This window comes from Streptomyces sp. NPDC092369, assembly GCF_044755245.1.
Classification (GTDB): domain Bacteria; phylum Actinomycetota; class Actinomycetes; order Streptomycetales; family Streptomycetaceae; genus Streptomyces.
In genome coordinates this window covers 473,082-490,516 of sequence record NZ_JBIVQP010000007.1, presented here as the reverse complement: position 1 = coordinate 490,516, position 17,435 = coordinate 473,082, and the positions used below count along the sequence as shown (strand labels likewise).

Here is a 17,435-nt window from a genome sequence, read left to right as displayed (position 1 = left end):
AGCACTGTGCGTCCGCCTGCTGGACGACCCCGCTCACCTGTGCGGACGCGCTGTCAGACGGGCTGGTTACGAGCAACCGACGCCCAGGTGTCGGGCAGGCTGCCGGGCGACCGCCGTCACGCGGGCTGCTGCGCGGACGCGATGCGCTCGTTGCGGAGCGCCTCGTACCAGCGGTCGTCGGTCGGCGGCAGCGCGTTCACGTCGAGCGCGAGCTTCAGCAGGTGGTCGGCGATGAGCGGGTTGCGCGCCAGCACCGGGCCGTGCATGTACGTACCGAAGACCGTGTCGTTGTACGCGCCCTCCGTGCCGTCCCCCGTGCCGTTGCCGTTGCCGAGGCGGACCTGGGCGAACGGGCGGGCCGTGGGGCCGAGGTGGGTGACGCCCTGGTGGTTCTCGAAGCCGGTCAGCGGGGGCAGGCCCAGGCGCGGGTCGATGTCGCCGAGGACGTCCCCGACGCACCGCGCGCCCTCGCCGCGCACCGAGACCACGTCGAGCAGGCCGAGGCCGGGCTCGCGCTGGCCGAGGTCGTTGATGAACTCGTGGCCGAGGATCTGGTAGCCGGCGCAGACCGAGAAGACGATCGCGCCGTTCTCCACGGCCCGGTGCAGACCGCCGTCCCGGCGCAGCCGCTCGGCCGCGAGCCGCTGCGGCCGGTCCTCACCGCCGCCGATCAGGTAGATGTCGCCCGAGGTCGGGATGGGCTGGTCGCTGCGCACGTCGAGGCGGGCCACGTCGAGGCGGCGCTGCCGGGCCCGGCGCTCGACGACCAGGACGTTGCCCTGGTCGCCGTAGGTGCTCAGCAGGTCGGGGTAGATCCACACGACCCGCAGGCTGTTGTCGCTCACAAAAGTCCCCTGAGTGTCAGTTGCCGACGCGGCGGCGCAGATCCTGGAACGCGGTGTAGTTGGCGATGACCTCGATGCGGCCGGGCGGGCACTGCTGCACCGCCTGGTCGAGGTTGTCGCAGACCTGGAAGTGCTGGTTGGCGACCTCCAGGCGGACGGCGAGGTCGAGCTTGCGGTCGCCGACGACGCAGATCGGGTGACCGCTGAGGCGGGTGTAGTCGACGTCCCAGAGCCAGGAGGTGTCGGTGCCGTCGGCGCCCCGCGCGTTCACGGAGAGGATCACCGGGGTGGGCGGGGGATCGATCAGGCTGAACGTTTCGAGCCAGCCCGCCGGGTTCTTGGCGAGCAGCAGCCGCAGGTCGCGCTGCTGGAACTGCACGACGTCGTAGCGGCCGGCCACGGCCTGCACCTGGTACATGCGCTCCAGGGCGACCTGCGGCGGTACGCCGAACACGGCGGCGACGGCCGCGGAGGAGGCCGCGTTGGCCTTGTTGGCACGGCCGGGCAGCTGGAGGTGGATCGGCCAGGCGGAGCCGTGCGGGTCGAGCACGTGGTCGCCGGAGAGCGCCCAACTCGGCGTCGGGCGGCGGAAACCGCACTCGCCGCAGAACCAGTCGTCGCCGGGCCTCTGCATCACACCGCCGCAGGACGGGCAGGACCAGGCGTCGTCCTTCCACATCTGACCGGCGGCGACCCAGATCACGTTCGGCGAGGAGGAGGCGGCCCACACGACCAGTGGGTCGTCCGCGTTGGCCACGACGACCGCCTTGGAACCCGCGAGACCCTCACGCCAGTTCTCGGCGAGCATGCGGGTCTCGGCGGCACGGTCGAGCTGGTCGCGGGAGAGGTTGAGGAGCGCGATGCACTTCGGGTCGGTGTCCCGGGCCACGCCGGCCAGGTACTTCTCGTCGACCTCGATGACGCCGTAGCGCGCGTCCGAGCCGCCCGCGAGGGCCGAGGTGATGCCGGCTGGCATGTTCGCGCCGAGCGCGTTGGACACGACCGGTCCCGCGGCGCCGAGCGCCTCGGCGATCAGCCGGGTGGTCGTGGTCTTGCCGTTGGTCGCCGAGACGAGGACGACGTCCAGGCTCTGGGCGAGCCTGGCCAGGAGGTCGGGGTCCAGTTTGAGCGCGACCCGGCCACCGATCACCGATCCGCTGCCGCGGCCTGCGGCACGCGACGCCGCAGCGACCGCCTTGCCGGCGGTCACGGCGATCTTGGCCCGCGGCGAAAGCGGGTCCGAGTTGCCTGACATCAGTTCCCGATCCTCCTTGCGTACGCGCCGCGCCTCTGCCTGACGGCAACGTGGTGGTGGCCAGCCTATCGAGATCCATTCGCACTCCCGAATCGCCGTACCCTTGCGGCCATGCGAAACGGCTCCATTCCGGGCACCCGCGGGCGCGTCCGGCCCCTCACGCTGTTCGGCGACGCCCCGTTGCACACGCCCTGCCGCGAGGTCACCGACTTCGGCCCCGAACTCGCGGGTCTCGTCGAGGACTTGTTCGCGACGATGTACGCGGCCCAGGGCGTGGGCCTCGCCGCGAACCAGGTGGGGGAGTCCCTGCGGGTCTTCGTCTACGACTGCCCGGACGACGACGAGGTGCGTCATCTGGGCCATCTCGTCAACCCGCGCCTGGTGGAGACCGACGGAGTGTCGCTCCGCGGCCCGGAGGGCTGCCTGTCCCTGCCGGGCCTGGAGGCGGGGACGGAGCGCTACGACCATGCGGTGGTCGAGGGTTTCACGGTGACGGGCGAGCCGGTGACCGTGCACGGGACGGGTTTCTTCGCACGCTGCCTCCAGCACGAATACGACCACTTGGAGGGACGGGTCTACGTCGATCACCTCACGGGATGGCGCAGACGCAAGGTGCTCAGGCAGGAGGCGAAGGCTTCCTGGAGCCGCCGGAACCGGCCGGAGTCGACCGGGACCGCCCGGGACTAGAAGCCCGGACCGCCTACCTTGTCGCCCGCCGCGGCCAGCCGGCCCCACAGCAGGTCCGCGAGGCTGTTGACCAACTCCGCTCGTGAGCACGGGCGTTCGCCGAGCCACCAGTCGCCGGCCGCGTGCATCATGCCGACGATGCCGTGGCCCCACACCCGCGCCAGTTGCTGACTGCTGGGGCCGAGGTCCACCCGCTCCTCGATGACCTGCGCCAACTCCTCGCCCATGCGCCGCAGTACGGGAATCGAGTGCGTGCCGGCCTCGAAGCCCTGGTCGGCCGTCTGGCCGCCCTCCGCCGGATGCATGAGGAAGCGGTACACCTGGGGGCGTGCCTCGATCGCCGCGAGATAGGTGTCCAGCGTGGCCTCGACCCGCTCCCGCCGTTCCGCGGGCGCGTCCAGGGCCGCCCGCAGGGAGGCGAGGAGGGCGTCGGTGTGCCGGGTGGCGAGGGCCGCGTACAGTCCGCCCTTGTCGCCGAAGTGGCGGTACAGGATCGGCTTGGTGATGCCTGCTTCCGCGGCGATCGCGTTCATCGAGGCCTGTGGCCCGTCGCGCAGCACCACTCGGTCGGCGGCCTCCAGCAGCTCGCGCCGACGGCGGTCCGCCGAGCGCTGCTGATCGGTCCGCTGCGTGGTGTCCATGAGCTCTCCCCACCCGTGCTGATTCGGTGACGCCTGCGCAAACTAACACCTGACCTCAGCCTGACATCGAACGGGCTGCCGAGGAGTCATCAGGAGTTGACTTTTCCTACCCGTGGGTAACAAGCTAACGTTACCGCTAGTAACATGCAGGTGTACCGCCGCTGGAGGAGACATGGCCGAGTTCACCATGGAGCTCAACGACGAACAGAAGGAGGTCCGGGACTGGCTGCACGGCTTCGCCGCCGACGTCATCCGCCCCGCGGCCGCCGAATGGGACGAGCGTGAGGAGACTCCCTGGCCGGTCATCCAAGAGGCCGCCAAGGTGGGCATCTACTCCCTCGACTTCTACGCCCAGCAGTACTTCGACCCCACCGGCCTCGGCATACCGATGGCCATGGAGGAGCTGTTCTGGGGCGACGCGGGCATAGCCCTCTCCATAGTCGGCACCGGCCTCGCCGCCGTGGGTGTCCTCGCCAACGGCACCGAGGAGCAGATCGGCACCTGGATCCCCCAGATGTACGGCGACACCAACGACGTCAAGGTCGCCGCCTTCTGCTCCTCCGAGCCCGACGCCGGCTCCGACGTGGCCTCCATGCGCACGCGTGCCGTGTACGACGAGGCCAACGACGAGTGGATCCTCAACGGCACGAAGACCTGGGCGACCAACGGCGGCATCGCCAACGTCCACGTCGTCGTCGCGGTGGTCGACCCCGAGCTGGGCTCCAAGGGCCACGCGTCCTTCATCGTCCCGCCCGGCACGCCCGGCCTCTCCCAGGGCCAGAAGTTCAAGAAGCACGGCATCCGCGCCTCGCACACCGCCGAGGTCGTCCTGGAGGACGCGCGCGTCCCCGGATCCTGCCTGCTCGGCGGCAAGGAGAAGCTCGACGAGCGCCTTGCCCGGGCCCGGGAGCGGGCGAAGGCATCCGGCGGGGAGCGGGTGAAGAACGCGGCGATGGCAACGTTCGAAGCTTCGCGGCCGGCGGTTGCGGCGATGGCGGTCGGTACCGCTCGGGCCGCCTATGAGGTGGCCCTCGAGTACGCGACGACGCGTGAGCAGTTCGGGCGGCCCATCATCGACAACCAGGGTGTGGCCTTCCAGTTGGCCGACATGCGGACGTCCATCGACGCGGCCCGGCTGTTGACGTGGCGCGCCTCCTGGATGGCGATCAGCGGGAAGAAGTTCACCGCGGCCGAGGGGTCCATGTCGAAGCTGTTCGCCAGCGAGACGGCGAAGAAGGTCACCGCCCAGGCGATCCAGATCCTGGGCGGCAACGGTTACACCAGGGAGTACCCGGTGGAGCGGATGCACCGGGACGCGGCGATCTACACGATCTTCGAGGGCACGAGTGAGATTCAGCGGTTGGTGATTGCTCGGACGCTCTCAGGGATGCCGATTCGGTAGGTGTGCGGCTGCGGGTGATTCGTGGCTGGTCGCGCCCACGCGGCGGAGCCGCACATTGACACAGCCCCGCGCCCCTGAGGTCGGTGCGCTCACCGGTGCTTCAGAGGTGTGAGTTGCTCGATGTCGTACCTCGCCCGGAGTTCCTCGATCGCCGAATGGTCCGGAGGACCCCCGCTGCCAAGGATCTCCAGCAACTCCTCGAAGTAGCGCTCGTGATCCGGTGGCGGGGACGCCTGGAAGAACATCCTCGCGGGGGTGTCGGTCGGGTTGGCGAAGGCGTGCGGGCAGCCGGGGGGTACGGCGATGAGCGTGCCCGGGGTGGCGCGTACCACCCGGGTGCCCGAACTGGACTCCCAGCGTTGCCAGTTGTCCGGTGTTCGGATGCGCGGCTCGAAGGCGAGGACGTCCAGTTCGCCTTCGAGGACGTAGAACAACTCCTCGCTGCGCGTGTGGACATGGGCGCCGACGTCGAAGCCCGGGGGGACCTCCACCTCGAAGGTGGAGGCCGTCCGGGAGTGCGTGCCGGTGACCTTGAACGTCACGCGCTGGGCGGGGGTCTGGACGATCCGGCCGTGGCCCGGGGGGACCAGCAGACCCTCTGGCGCGGTCATCGGCGGCTCACCAGGTCACCGGGAGGGACTCGGGACCGCGGATCAACGCGCCCTTCTTGAAGGGCACTTGGTCCGGGGGCACGGCCAGCCGCAGGCCCGGCAACCGGTCCATCAGCGCGTCGATCAGCAGTTCCGACTCCAGCCGGGCGAGCATGCCGCCGGGGCAGTAGTGGGGGCCGAAGCCGAAGGAGACGTGCGGGTTGGGGTTGCGGCCGAAGTCGATCCTCTCCGGGTCGGGGAAGACCTCCGGATCGCGGTTGGCGGCCAGGTAGGAGACGTAGATCGGGTCGCCCTCGCGGATCCGTACGCCTCTGATCTCCACGTCCTCCATGGCGATGCGGGACAGTCCGACCGCGTTGCGGTGCGGGATGTAGCGCAGGAGTTCGTCGATGGCCTTGGGGCGGATCTCCGGCTCGGCGCGCAGGCGTTCGGCCAGGTCGGGGCGGGTGAGGAGCAGGTAGAACATCTGCCCGCTGTTGTTGGTGACCGCCTCGCCGCCGATCTGGAGCAGCACCGCGAGTCCGACGGCCTCGTCGAGCGTCACCTCGCCGCGGCCGACGGCGGCGCCGAGCAAGGACGTGACGTCCTCGCCGGAGCTGCCCTCCCGCAGGCCGATGAGATCGCCGAAGTAGGCGCCCATCTCCTGCTTGGCCTGTTCGCTGACCTCCTTGCCGTGCGAGGAGGACAGGATCAGCTGGGTCCAGGTGTGCATGCCGTGCCGGTCGGCGGCCGGCACGCCCATCAGCTCGCAGATCACCGCGATGGGGAACGGGCTGAGGACGGTGGCCGTGAGATCGCCGGGCGGTCCGGCCTCGACGAGTTCGTCGATGAGCTCGTCGAGCAGTACGCGCGATTTCTCGCGCACCCGCTCCACGCCCCTCGCCGTGAACGCGGCGGCGACCGAGCGGCGCAGCCTCGTGTGGTCGGGCGGGTCGAGGAAGCCGACCGCGCCGCGCTGCGGGATGAAGTGCGGGGCGAGCCGGGTGACCGGCTGGTCCATGACCGCCTCGCGGCTGAACCGGGGGTCGTTGGTCACCATGCGCACGTCGTCGTGGCGGGTGACCAGCCAGGCCCAGCCCTCGCCGTTGGGCAGCTGGATCCGGGTGACGGGGCCCTCGCGCATCAGCTCGGCGAGCACCGGGTCGAAGTCGACCCCGGTCAGGTCGCGCGCGGGCCAGTGCCGGATCGGCGGCAGGAAGGTCTCGGTGATCGTGTCGTCGCTCATGTCACGTCGTTTCTTCGTCCCGGTGCCAGCGGCCCAGGGCCATCTCGGCGGTGATGCCGGGTCCGAACCCGGCGAGCAGCCCGCGCGCCCGATCCTGGGCACCGCCCTCGTCGAAGAGCCGGCGCAGCGCGTCAAGGACGACGGCGCTGGCGATGTTGCCGTACTCGGTGAGGGTGGCCCGGCTGAACCGGAAGGCGTGCGGGTCGACCTGCAGGAACTTGCTGAGGTCGTCGAGTATTCGGGGCCCGCCCGCGTGGACTATGTAGAAGTCCAGGTCGGCCGCGTCCCAGCCGTGCAGTCCCGCGAGGTCCTGGAGCGCCGGCGCGAGGGGCTCCATGGTGGCCGGCACCCGCTTGTCCAGCAGGAAGTGGAAACCGGTGGCCCGGACGTCGTACATGATCCACTCTTCGGTCTTGGGGATCAGGTACGAGCCGTTGCGCTCCAGCTCGATGCCCTCGCCGCCGCGTCCGCGCACCACGGCGGCGGCGATCCCGTCGCCGAACAGACCGTTGGACAGCAGGGAGCCGATGCCGAGGTCGGTGGGCTGGTAGCACAGCGAGCAGAACTCGCAGGCGACGATGAGCGCGTTGGCCTCGGGGTAGGCCGTGCAGAAGTCGTGCGCGCGGTTGATCGCGGCGCCGCCGGCCGCGCAGCCCAGCTGGGCTATGGGGATCTGGCGGGTGGTGGCGTCGAAGGCCATCTCGTTGATCAGCCAGGCCGTGAGCGAGGGCATCATGAAGCCCGTGCACGAGACGTAGATGATCACGTCGATGTCGCTGGTGAGGAGCTCCGCGTCGTCGAGCGCCCGCTGCACCACTGCCGGGACCCGGGCCTTCGCCTCGGACACGTAGATCTTGTTGCGGTCCTCGAACCCGGGGTGCTTGAGGGTCTCCTCGATCGGCTGCACGATGTGCCGGGTGCGCACGCCGGTGTTCTCGATCAGCCGGAGGGCCAGCGGCAGTTGGGGGTGGTCGGCGTGGCGGGAGCGTGCCAGCTCCAGCGTCTCCTCCATCGTGATGACGTGCTCCGGGACGGACACCGAGGGTCTGCACAAAGTCGCCATGAACCGTGCCTGCTTTCGCCGTCCGGAAGGCTTTCGGCCCCCCGGTCAGAAGGTGGTTCACCTCTGGGGGTGGTGCACCCACGATCACCCGTGGGGGCGACGTTCTCTCGGTGGACTACTCCAATTCAGGGACCCTGTGTAAAGGTCGGATCAGTAGCCGGACCCTCATGGACGGATCCCCGATGACCGAGAACCCCCTGGTGGCCCTGATCGCGACCGGCACCGCCCCCACGGAGACCCTCGCAACCCTCGCCCTTGAACAGCAGCGGGTGATCCCGGCCGACCGCCGCGCCTTCCTCCACCTGGCGCAACGCGCGACGGCGCAGCCGGAGACCGCGGCCTTCTTCAGGACGCTCGCGGAAGGAGAGGCGGAGGCGGCCCGACGACTGACGGCCTTCGCCACGGCCTGCGGCGTGGACGAGACCCGCTCCCGCACATACGAGCCCCTGCCGGGCTGCCAGTCCTACCCCGCCTACGTCGCCTGGCTCGCCCTCAACGCCGACCCGACGGACGCGCTCCTGGCCCTGACGTCCAACTTCGCGGAATGGGGCGCCTATTGCGCGACGATCGCCGGCGCACTGAGAAGCCACTACGCCTTCACGGACGAGGCATGCGCCTTCTTCGACTTCTTCGCGGAACCGGCCCCGGCGGGGCCAAGGGCCGAGCCCGCGGACGAGCAGTTGGTCCGCCACTACAGCCGTACGCTCCAGCACTACGAAGCAACCTTCTGGGCAACCTTGCTGCCACGCCCTTAGGGGCGCGGGGAACTGCGCGACCAGCCACACTCAACCCGCGCCCGGCAAACCACAAGCACCCCTACGACGCGCCCCCGCTGCTGTGCGCAATGCAGGCCACATCGATCCGATCGGCCAGCTTCGCAAGCTCGATCGTGAGAGCAGCGACCGTGTCTTCGTCGAGGGCCTCCTCCCCGGCCTCGACAAGGTGCAGCCACCGCCCACCCACCGTGCGCAGCAGCTTGCTCACATCCGCCGCAGCCACCTGCAAGGTCCCGCGGTCGTCGACGATCAGAGGCAGAGTCACTTCGCGGTTCACAGACGGGATGGTAGCCGCGCGGCGTTCACGCTCCGTGCCAAACCGTCGTGATGTTGCAGAACTCCCGGATTCCGTGCCCGGACAGCTCACGCCCGTACCCGGACCGCTTCACCCCGCCGAACGGGAACGCCGGATGGGACGCGGTCATGCCGTTGAAGAAGATCCCGCCCGCCTCAAGATCCCGTACGAACCGGTCCACCTCGGCGTCGTCCCGGGTCCAGACGTTGGAACTCAGCCCGAACGGCGTGTCGTTGGCGATCAGCACGGCCTCGTCGATGTCGCCCGCCCGGTACAGCGTGGCGACCGGGCCGAACGCCTCCTCGCGGTGGATGCGCATCTCGCGGTCGATGCCGGCCAGGACCGTCGGCGGGTACCACCAGCCCTCCCGGTCCGGCCGCTCACCCCCGCACAGCACGGCCGCGCCGCTGCGCCGGGCGTCGTCGACCAGTTCCTCCAGATCGGCCCGTCCCTGTTCGGTGGAGAGCGGCCCGACGTCCGTGCCCTCGTCCATGGGGTCACCGACGGTGAGCGCCTTCATGCCGGCGACGAACCGCTCGGCGAACGCGTCGTACACGTCCGTGTGCACGATGAACCGCTTGGCGGCGATGCACGACTGCCCGTTGTTCTGCACACGCGCGGTGACCGCGATCCTCGCGGCCCGGTCGATGTCCGTGGAGGGCATGACGATGTACGGGTCGCTGCCACCGAGTTCGAGCACCGTCTTCTTGATCATCTCGCCGGCGGTGGAGGCGACGGCCCGCCCGGCCGGCTCGCTGCCGGTGAGCGTGGCCGCCCGGACCCGCTCGTCGCGCAGGATCTCGTCGACCGCGCCGGAGCCGATGAGCAGGGTCTGAAAGCAGCCCTCCGGGAAGCCCGCCCGGTGGAAGAGGTCCTCCAGGTACAGGGCGGTCTGCGGGACGTTGGAGGCGTGCTTGAGGAGGCCGACGTTGCCCGCCATCAGCGCGGGCGCGGCGAAGCGGATCACCTGCCAGAGCGGGAAGTTCCAGGGCATGACGGCGAGGACCGGGCCGAGCGGCCGGTAGCGGACCAGGGCGCGGGAGCCCCCGGAGTCCTTCACGTCGTGCTCCGCGGGCTCCTCGTCGGCCAGCAGCCCCTCCGCGTGCTCTGCGTACCAGCGCATCGACTTGGCGCACTTCGCCGCCTCCGCGCGGGCCTGCTTGACCGGCTTGCCCATCTCGGTGGTCATGACCGCGCCGATGTCGGCCTGGTCCTCGTCGAGGAGTTCGGCGGCCCGGGTCAGGAGGCGGGCGCGCTCGGCGAACGTCGTGGTGCGATAGGTGCGGAACGTCGCCTCGGCGAGCCGGATCCGGCGTTCCACCTCCTCCTCGCCCATGGCTTCGTACGTCTTGAGCGTCTCGCCGTTCGCCGGGTTGACCGTCGCGATGGGCATGGCTGACCTCCTGGGGGCGGGCTTGCTCCGACCTTCCCGCGCGGCGCCGGGCACCGCAACGTGTGGGCCGCTGTTCAGTCCGAGTGCTCCGCCAGCCGGTCGAGAAACGCGGCCTGCGCCTTGACGATCACATCCCGGGCCCGGTCCGGCGCGAACCACTCGACGCGGTCCAGCTCGGGGAACTCCCGCAGCTGTCCCGACTTCGGCGGCCACTCCATCCGGAAGGTGCCCGGCTCGATCGTCGCCGGGTCCAGATCGGCCTCGATCGCCCACACCGTGACGATCTTGCCGTTCGTCTGCCGCACCTCGCCGAGCGGCACCGCCTCCCCGTCGGGCGGCGCCAGCCCCAGCTCCTCCTGGAACTCGCGCCGGGCCGCGTCCCAGGCGGTCTCCTCCTCGGGCTCGTACTCACCCTTCGGGACCGACCACGCCCCGGCGTCGCGCCTGGCGAAGAAGGGGCCGCCCATGTGGCCGAGGAGGACTTCGAGTCCGTCGCCGGTCCGCCGGTACAGCAGCAGACCCGCGCTGCGCTTCGGCCCGGTCACGGCTTGACCTCCGGGTGTGCGGCCAGCAGGGTCTCCACGGTGTCCGCCTCCTCCGGCCGCTTGTCCTCGCGGTAGCGGATCACGCGGGCGAAGCGGAGGGTGACGCCGGCCGGGTAGCGGGTCGACTTCTGCAGACCGTCGTAGGCGATCTCGACCACGAGTTCGGGGCGTACGGTCACCCCCCAGCCGTTGTCCTCGACGGCCAGTTCCTGGAGGCGCTCGGTCTGCCAGGTGAGCATCGCGTCCGTCATGCCTTTGAAGGTCTTGCCGAGCATGGCGAAGGTGCCGTCCGGGTTGCGGGCGGCGAGGTGGAGGTTGGAGAGCTTGCCGGTGCGGCGGCCGTGGCCCCACTCGGCGGCCAGGACCACCAGGTCGAGGGTGTGCACGGGCTTCACCTTCAGCCAGGAGGCACCGCGCCGGCCGGCGCTGTAGGCCGCGTCGAGGGCCTTGGCCACGACTCCCTCGTGCCCGCGCGCCAGAGTCTCGGCGAGGAAGGCCTCCGCCGCCGCCGTGTCCTCGGGCCCGGACACCAGCGCGCGCCGCACCCGCATCGGCTCCGGCACCAGTCGGGCCAGCTCCGCGTGCCGCTCGACGAACGGCAGGTCGAGCAGGTCACGGTCGTCGACCGACAGGGCGTCGAAGAACACGGGCGAGACCGGGACCTCGCGGGCGGCCGCCGCCACGTCCACACGGGAGCCGACCCGCCCCGCGGTCTCCTGGAAGGAGCGCGGTCGGCCGTCCGTGTCGAACGCGATGACCTCGCCGTCGAGAATGAACCGCTCGCCTCTCAACTCCATTGCGGCGGCCGTCACTTCGGGCAGCCGGTCGGTGATGTCGTCGAGCGTGCGGGTGTAGATCCGCACGGTGTCGCCGTCGCGGTGCACCTGTACGCGGATGCCGTCCAGCTTCTCCTCCACCGCGCACGTGCCCAGCTTCTCGACCGCCTCGGCGACCGAGGAGGCAGTGTGCGCGAGCATCGGCTGGACCGGACGGCCGACGGTGAGGCGGAAGCGGTCCAGGGAGGCGGGGCCCTCCGCGAGCAGGGCCTGGGCCACCGGTTGTACGGAACCAGCGAGCATCACCGCCCGCCGTACGTCCGCCGGCGGTGCCTGGGTCGCCTGCGCGAGGCCCTCGACCGCCACGGCGTCGAGCGCGCCTTGGCGTACCTCACCGGTGAGCAGCCCGAACAGGAAGCGCTGCTCCTCTTCCGTCGCCGCGCCCATCAACTCCCCGACCAGCCGGGCCCGTTCCGCCTGCGAGCCGGCGCCCGCGACCTTGCCGAGGTCGGTGAGAAGGGCGTCCACCTCGCGGACGGTGAGGGTGGGTTCGGCGGCCGGGGCGACCCGGTTGCTCAGCACCTTCCAGCCGACACCGAGCCGTCCCTGCGGCAGCCGTCCGGCGAGGTACGGGATGACGATCGGGACGTCGTCCGGCTCGGCGTCCCGGAACAGCTCCGCGAGCAGGGCGATCTTCCGGGATCGCGCCGAGGTGGCGGCGACCTCCTGGGACACGTGGGCCAGCCGGGCAAGCAGCATGCAGCCATCCTGCAACGCGCTCCGCTGGTCTTCACCCCGAAATACGGGTCGTTTGTCGACTGCGGGTCTGTTGTGGCTGGTCGCGCCCATGCGGCGGAGCCGCATATGTACACAGCCCCGCGCCCCTAAGGCGTTGCGTCCAGGTCGGCCATCAGCAGCTCTCCGTTGATCGCCGCGCCCGCCCGGTAGCCTCGGCTGGCCGCGTTGATCACCTGCTCGGCGAATCCGCTCGCGTTCCCGGCCGTCCACAGCCCCGGCACGGACGTCAGGCCTCGCTCGTCGATCACCGGATAGGTGCCGAACGGTGTCTCCTGCATGTCGGCACCTAGCCGAGCCGGCAGCTCGGTCTGCGGGATCGCGCGCGGGGCCGTGAAGAGGACCGACCGGTCGTGGACCGTGCCGTCCGCCAGACGGACGCCGTTCAGCCGGTCGTCGGTCACCACCAGCCCGGCGACCTCGCCCGGCACCACCTTGACCCCGGCCGCGGCCAGTCGGCGCAGGTCGTGGTCGGTCAGTTCGGACTCGGCGATGGTGTGCAGGAACAAGGTCACGTCCTTCGACCACTGGGACACCATCAGTGCCTGGTGCACGCTCATCGGCGTGGTCGCGAGCACGCCGAAGGCCTGGTCGCGCACCTCCCAGCCGTGGCAGTAGGGGCAGTGCAGCACGTCACGGCCGTAGCGCTCGGCGAGGCCGGGGATGTTCGGCAGCTCGTCCTTGAGGCCGGTGGCGATGACCAGGGCGCGGGCCCGTACGGTCCGGCCGCCGGCCAGCGTGATGGTGAAGTCGCCGTCCCGTGTCGCGTCCACCGCGCGGTCCCGGACCAGTTCGACGCCGTAGCGCGCGATCTCCTCGCGGCCGGTCGCCAGGAACTCCGCCGGGGACATGCCGTCCCGGGTCAGATAGCCCTGCATGTGGGCGGCGGGCGCGTTGCGCGGTTCGCCGGCGTCGACGACGAGGGTGTGCCGCCGGGCACGGCCCAGCACCAGCCCGGCCGAGAGCCCGGCCGCTCCGCCGCCGACGATCACCACTTCGTACCTGTCGGTCATGGTTGACCACCTCCACGACGACCGTCCCGCCAAGGCGCGGGATTGACAAACTCGTTTGCCGAAACTGCAATACCCGTATGAGTGACGACACGCACGACGGCCCGAGCGACGGCACGAGCGAGGTCCTTGCCGAGGTCGGCCCGCGGCTGCGGCGGGTCCGCAAGGAGCGGGGCGCGACCCTCGCCGGGCTCTCCGAGGCGACCGGCATCTCGGTGAGCACGCTCTCGCGGCTGGAGTCGGGGCTGCGCAAGCCCAGCCTGGAGCTGCTGCTGCCGATCGCGCGGGCCCACCAGGTGCCGCTGGACGAGCTGGTCGGGGCGCCGGCGCCCGGCGATCCGCGGGTGCGGGCGAAGCCGATCGTGATGGGCGGACGCACCCACTGGCCGCTGACCCGCCAGCCCGGCGGACTTCAGGCGTACAAGGTGCTGGAGCCGCAGCGGAAGCTGGAGCCGGACCCACGCACGCACGAGGGGTACGAGTGGCTGTACGTGCTGTCCGGGCGGCTGCGGCTGGTGCTGGGGGAGCACGACGTGGTGCTGGGCGCGGGTGAGGCGGCCGAGTTCGACACCCGGGTGCCGCACTGGTTCGGGTCGACGGGGGAGGGGCCGGTGGAGTTCCTGAGCCTGTTCGGGCCGCAGGGAGAGCGGATGCATGTGCGGGCGCGGCCCAAGCGGGCGTGACGTGGGTGACGGTTCCGTGCGGGCGGTTCCCAGAGGGCAAGCGACCGCTTAGTATGCGTTTCGAACCCCGTCGGGCGAGGCAGTCGCGTGGAGGCACCGCATGCAGGCATGGCAAGTGCACGAGAACGGTGAGCCGAGCGAGGTGATGCGGCTCCAGGACGTGGAGACGCCCACGCCCGGTGACGGTCAGGTGCTGCTGAAGGTGCGTGCCGCGAACATCAACTTCCCCGATGTGCTGATGGCCCGGGGGCAGTACCAGGTGCGCCCGCCGCTGCCGTTCACCCCGGGCGTGGAGATCTGCGGCGAGACCGAGGACGGGCGCCGCGTGATCGCCAACCCCGCGCTGCCGTACGGCGGTTTCGCCGAGTACGCCGTCGCCGATGCCGTCGGCCTCCTGCCCGCGCCTGACTCGCTGGACGACGCCGAGGCCGCCGCGCTGCACATCGGCTACCAGACCGGCTGGTTCGGCCTGCACCGCAGGGCTCACCTGGAGGCGGGCGAGACGCTGCTCGTACACGCCGCCGCCGGCGGGGTCGGCAGCGCGGCAGTCCAGCTCGGCAAGGCCGCGGGCGCCACCGTCATCGGGGTCGTCGGCGGGGCCGAAAAGGTGAGCGTGGCGCGGGAGTTGGGCTGTGACGTCGTCATCGACCGGCGGAGCGAGGACGTTGTCGCCCGGGTCAAGGAGGCCACCGGCGGACGGGGCGCCGACGTGGTCTACGACCCGGTTGGCGGCGAGGCCTACACGCAGTCGACCAAGGTCGTCGCCTTCGAGGGGCGGATCGTGGTCGTCGGGTTCGCCAGCGGGGTCATCCCCAGCCCGGGGCTCAACCACGCCCTCGTGAAGAACTACTCGATCCTCGGCCTGCACTGGGGCCTGTACGCCACCAAGAACCCGAAGCTGATCCTGCGCTGCCACGAGGAGCTCACCGGCCTGGCCGCGCGCGGCGCCATCAAGCCGCTGGTGAGCGAGCGGGTACCGCTGGCGGGCGCCGCGGACGCCGTGCAGCGGGTCGGCGACGGCACCACCACGGGCCGGGTCGTCATCGTCCCGTCGCTGGAGGCCGGGTCTCAGGGGAACAAATCTCAGGAGAGCGGAGCCGCCGTATGACCGACGCAGCCGAACTGACGCGCCGCACCGCGGAGTTGCTCGCCGCGTACCCGCCCGCCACCACCGACCGGCTCGACTTCCTCAAGGCCCGCTTCGACGCCGGGCTCGCCTGGGTGCACTACCCCGAGGGACTCGGCGGACTCGGTGTGCCGCGCTCCCTCCAGTCCGTCGTGGACGCCGAGTTGGCGGCGGCCGGCGCACCCGACAACGACCCGCGGCGCATCGGTATCGGCCTCGGAATGGCCGCGCCGACGATCCTCCAGTACGGCACCGAGGAGCAGAAGCAGCGCTTCCTGCGGCCCCTTTGGGTGGGGGAGGAGGTCTGGTGCCAGCTCTTCAGCGAGCCGGGTGCCGGGTCCGACCTGGCCGCTCTCGGTACCCGGGCCGTCCGTGAGGATGGGGGCCCCTCCCGGTCGAGCGAAGTCGAGAGTGGGGGAGACTGGTTGGTCAACGGGCAGAAGGTGTGGACGTCCAGCGCCCATCTCGCCCGCTGGGCCATCCTCATCGCCCGCACCGACCCGGACGTGCCCAAGCACGCGGGCATCACGTACTTCCTCTGCGACATGACCGACCCGGGCGTCGAGGTCCGCCCGCTGCGCCAGATCACCGGCGAGGCCGAGTTCAACGAGGTCTTCCTCACCAATGTCCGCATCCCCGACTCCCGCCGCCTGGGCGACGTCGGCAACGGTTGGCGGGTCGCGCAGACCACCCTGAACAACGAACGCGTGGCCATCGGCGGCATGCGGCTGCCCCGCGAGGGCGGAATGATCGGCCCGGTCGCCAGGACCTGGCGCGAGCGCCCCGAGCTGCGCACCCCCGACCTCCACCAGCGGCTGCTGGGGCTGTGGGTCGAGTCCGAGGTCGCCCGCCTCACCGCCGAACGCCTGCGCCAGCAGCTCGTCGCGGGCCAGCCCGGCTACGAGGGCTCCGGCATGAAGCTCTCCTTCGCCCGCCTCAACCAGGAGATCAGCGGCCTGGAGGTCGAACTCCGTGGCGAGGAGGGCCTGTTGTACGACGACTGGACCATGCGCCGCCCCGAGCTGGTGGACTTCGTCGGCCGTGACGCCGGCTACCGCTACCTCCGTTCCAAGGGCAACAGCATCGAGGGCGGGACCAGCGAGGTCCTGCTGAACATCGTCGCCGAACGCGTCCTGGGCCTGCCCGCCGAGCCGCGCACCGACAAGGACGTCGCGTGGAAGGACCTGGCCCGATGACCGACCTGCTGTACTCGGAGGAGGAAGAGGCCCTCCGCGCCGCCGTCCGTGACCTGCTCACCGACCACTGCGACGCGGCGAGCGTGATCAAGCGCACCGAGTCGGACGCCCCGCACGACCTGTCGCTGTGGAAGTCCCTCGCCGACGGCATGGGCCTGGCCGGTCTCCTGGTGCCCGAGGACAAGGGCGGTCAGGGTGCCACCCACCGCGAAGCCGCCGTCGTCCTGGAGGAGTTGGGGCGCGCGGTCGCTCCCGTGCCCTACCTGACGAGCGCCGTCGTCGCCACCGAGGCCCTGCTCGCCTGCGACGCCGACGACCTCCTCGCCGAGCTGGCCTCGGGCCGGCGCATCGGCGCTCTCGCCGTCGCCCTGAACGTCGCTCCGCGCGGCGCGTTCAGGACCGTACGACTCGAAGACGGTTTGCTGTACGGGGAGTTGACCGGCATCGCGGACGCGGCCGTCGCCGATGTGCTGCTGGTGCCGGCTGAGGACGGGGGGCTGTACGCGGTGGAGGCGGCCGAGGTCGCCGTCGCCCCGCAGGTCTCGCTCGACCTGACCCGGCCGGTCGCGACCGTGGCCTTCGACGGGGCGCGTGGCCGCCTCGTCGGTGATGGCGGACCCGCCGTGCGGCGTGCGCTGCGGGCCGGTGCCGGGCTGCTCGCCTCCGAGCAACTCGGTGTCGCCGACTGGACGTTGACGGAGACCGTGCGTTACCTGAAGGAGCGCAAGCAGTTCAACCGGCCGGTCGGTGGCTTCCAGGCGCTCAAGCACCGGCTCGCCCAGCTGTGGCTGGAGGTCGTCAACCTCCGGGCCGCCGCCCGCAATTCCGCCGACGCGCTCGCCACCGGTGCGGACGCGGATGTGGCGGTCGCCGTCGCGCAGGCCTACGCGGCACGGGTCGCGGTCCACGCGGCCGAGGAGGCACTGCAGTTGCACGGCGGCATCGGCATGACGTGGGAGCACCCGGTCCACCTCTACCTCAAGCGGGCCAAGGCCGACTCGATCGCCTACGGCACGGCAGGCGCCCACCGCGCCGAGTTGGCCGAACTCGTCGACCTCCAAGCCCCCTGAGATTCACCCGGTGAAGCCCGCCCCACCTGGGGCGGGCTTTT

17 protein-coding genes and 1 pseudogene are annotated in these 17,435 nt (G+C 71.0%); 7 read left to right on the top strand and 11 right to left on the bottom strand.

The window, feature by feature from the left end; all coding sequences use genetic code 11:
• Positions 1-116: 116 nt before the first annotated feature.
• Together ACIQI8_RS37125 and ACIQI8_RS37120 are read right to left on the bottom strand one after the other, a co-directional pair.
• A complete protein-coding gene (locus ACIQI8_RS37125; protein ID WP_124000634.1) occupies positions 117-845 on the bottom strand; it encodes a glutamine amidotransferase in 729 nt (242 codons plus the stop codon).
• A 16-nt stretch (positions 846-861) separates the two neighbouring features.
• Complete coding sequence (locus ACIQI8_RS37120; RefSeq protein WP_401725969.1) at positions 862-2,100, bottom strand: MurT ligase domain-containing protein; 1,239 nt, start codon at positions 2,098-2,100, stop codon at positions 862-864.
• 111 nt (positions 2,101-2,211) lie between these two features.
• On the opposite strand from ACIQI8_RS37120, the gene def reads away from it, so the two are divergent.
• Positions 2,212-2,787, top strand: coding sequence for a peptide deformylase (def, locus tag ACIQI8_RS37115; protein WP_402360849.1), 576 nt, complete (start codon positions 2,212-2,214; stop codon positions 2,785-2,787).
• On the opposite strand, the gene ACIQI8_RS37110 is transcribed toward def, so the two are convergent.
• The gene (locus tag ACIQI8_RS37110) at positions 2,784-3,428 is read right to left on the bottom strand and encodes a TetR family transcriptional regulator (RefSeq protein WP_402360846.1); all 645 of its coding nucleotides are present in this window, start codon (positions 3,426-3,428) and stop codon (positions 2,784-2,786) included. The two genes, def and ACIQI8_RS37110, sit on opposite strands and share 4 nt — an antisense overlap.
• 172 nt (positions 3,429-3,600) lie before the next feature.
• Between ACIQI8_RS37110 and ACIQI8_RS37105 the strand changes: the two genes are divergently transcribed.
• Positions 3,601-4,830: an acyl-CoA dehydrogenase family protein gene (locus ACIQI8_RS37105; protein WP_402360843.1), complete on the top strand. Its 1,230-nt coding sequence runs from the start codon at positions 3,601-3,603 to the stop codon at positions 4,828-4,830.
• A gap of 89 nt (positions 4,831-4,919) precedes the next feature.
• On the opposite strand, the gene ACIQI8_RS37100 is transcribed toward ACIQI8_RS37105, so the two are convergent.
• The 3 genes and pseudogenes from ACIQI8_RS37100 to ACIQI8_RS37090 all read right to left on the bottom strand — a co-directional run.
• Complete coding sequence (locus ACIQI8_RS37100) at positions 4,920-5,441, bottom strand: cupin domain-containing protein (RefSeq protein ID WP_402360840.1); 522 nt, start codon at positions 5,439-5,441, stop codon at positions 4,920-4,922.
• 7 nt (positions 5,442-5,448) lie between these two features.
• Positions 5,449-6,666, bottom strand: a complete 1,218-nt coding sequence (locus tag ACIQI8_RS37095; RefSeq protein ID WP_402360837.1) for a cytochrome P450 — start codon at positions 6,664-6,666, stop codon at positions 5,449-5,451.
• Between the two features lies 1 nt (position 6,667).
• Positions 6,668-7,738, bottom strand: a pseudogene (locus ACIQI8_RS37090) (type III polyketide synthase); the annotation flags it as partial.
• A gap of 173 nt (positions 7,739-7,911) precedes the next feature.
• On the opposite strand from ACIQI8_RS37090, the gene ACIQI8_RS37085 reads away from it, so the two are divergent.
• A complete protein-coding gene (locus ACIQI8_RS37085; protein ID WP_402360833.1) occupies positions 7,912-8,484 on the top strand; it encodes a transcriptional regulator in 573 nt (190 codons plus the stop codon).
• A gap of 61 nt (positions 8,485-8,545) precedes the next feature.
• On the opposite strand, the gene ACIQI8_RS37080 is transcribed toward ACIQI8_RS37085, so the two are convergent.
• From ACIQI8_RS37080 to ACIQI8_RS37060, 5 genes are all read right to left on the bottom strand, one after another.
• Entirely contained in the window at positions 8,546-8,782 is a 237-nt protein-coding gene (locus ACIQI8_RS37080; RefSeq protein WP_280879016.1) for a DUF6213 family protein, read from the bottom strand.
• 25 nt (positions 8,783-8,807) lie between these two features.
• Entirely contained in the window at positions 8,808-10,193 is a 1,386-nt protein-coding gene (locus ACIQI8_RS37075; RefSeq protein ID WP_402360829.1) for an NADP-dependent succinic semialdehyde dehydrogenase, read from the bottom strand.
• Between the two features lie 74 nt (positions 10,194-10,267).
• Positions 10,268-10,738 (bottom strand): NUDIX domain-containing protein, encoded by a 471-nt coding sequence (locus ACIQI8_RS37070; RefSeq protein ID WP_402360826.1) that lies wholly within the window; start codon positions 10,736-10,738, stop codon positions 10,268-10,270.
• Complete coding sequence (locus ACIQI8_RS37065; protein ID WP_402360823.1) at positions 10,735-12,273, bottom strand: ATP-dependent DNA ligase; 1,539 nt, start codon at positions 12,271-12,273, stop codon at positions 10,735-10,737. Before ACIQI8_RS37065 ends, ACIQI8_RS37070 begins: the two co-directional genes overlap by 4 nt.
• Positions 12,274-12,398: 125 nt before the next feature.
• On the bottom strand, positions 12,399-13,322 hold the full coding sequence (locus ACIQI8_RS37060; protein ID WP_402360820.1) for an NAD(P)/FAD-dependent oxidoreductase: 924 nt from the start codon (positions 13,320-13,322) through the stop codon (positions 12,399-12,401).
• A 77-nt stretch (positions 13,323-13,399) separates the two neighbouring features.
• Between ACIQI8_RS37060 and ACIQI8_RS37055 the strand changes: the two genes are divergently transcribed.
• From ACIQI8_RS37055 to ACIQI8_RS37040, 4 genes are all read left to right on the top strand, one after another.
• On the top strand, positions 13,400-14,002 hold the full coding sequence (locus ACIQI8_RS37055; protein WP_402360817.1) for a helix-turn-helix domain-containing protein: 603 nt from the start codon (positions 13,400-13,402) through the stop codon (positions 14,000-14,002).
• 100 nt (positions 14,003-14,102) lie between these two features.
• Positions 14,103-15,110 (top strand): NADPH:quinone oxidoreductase family protein, encoded by a 1,008-nt coding sequence (locus ACIQI8_RS37050; RefSeq protein ID WP_402360814.1) that lies wholly within the window; start codon positions 14,103-14,105, stop codon positions 15,108-15,110.
• Positions 15,107-16,324: an acyl-CoA dehydrogenase family protein gene (locus tag ACIQI8_RS37045; protein WP_402360811.1), complete on the top strand. Its 1,218-nt coding sequence runs from the start codon at positions 15,107-15,109 to the stop codon at positions 16,322-16,324. The genes ACIQI8_RS37050 and ACIQI8_RS37045 overlap by 4 nt, the downstream gene beginning before the upstream one ends.
• The gene (locus tag ACIQI8_RS37040; RefSeq protein ID WP_402360808.1) at positions 16,321-17,394 is read left to right on the top strand and encodes an acyl-CoA dehydrogenase family protein; all 1,074 of its coding nucleotides are present in this window, start codon (positions 16,321-16,323) and stop codon (positions 17,392-17,394) included. Before ACIQI8_RS37045 ends, ACIQI8_RS37040 begins: the two co-directional genes overlap by 4 nt.
• The last annotated feature ends 41 nt before the right edge of the window (positions 17,395-17,435 follow it).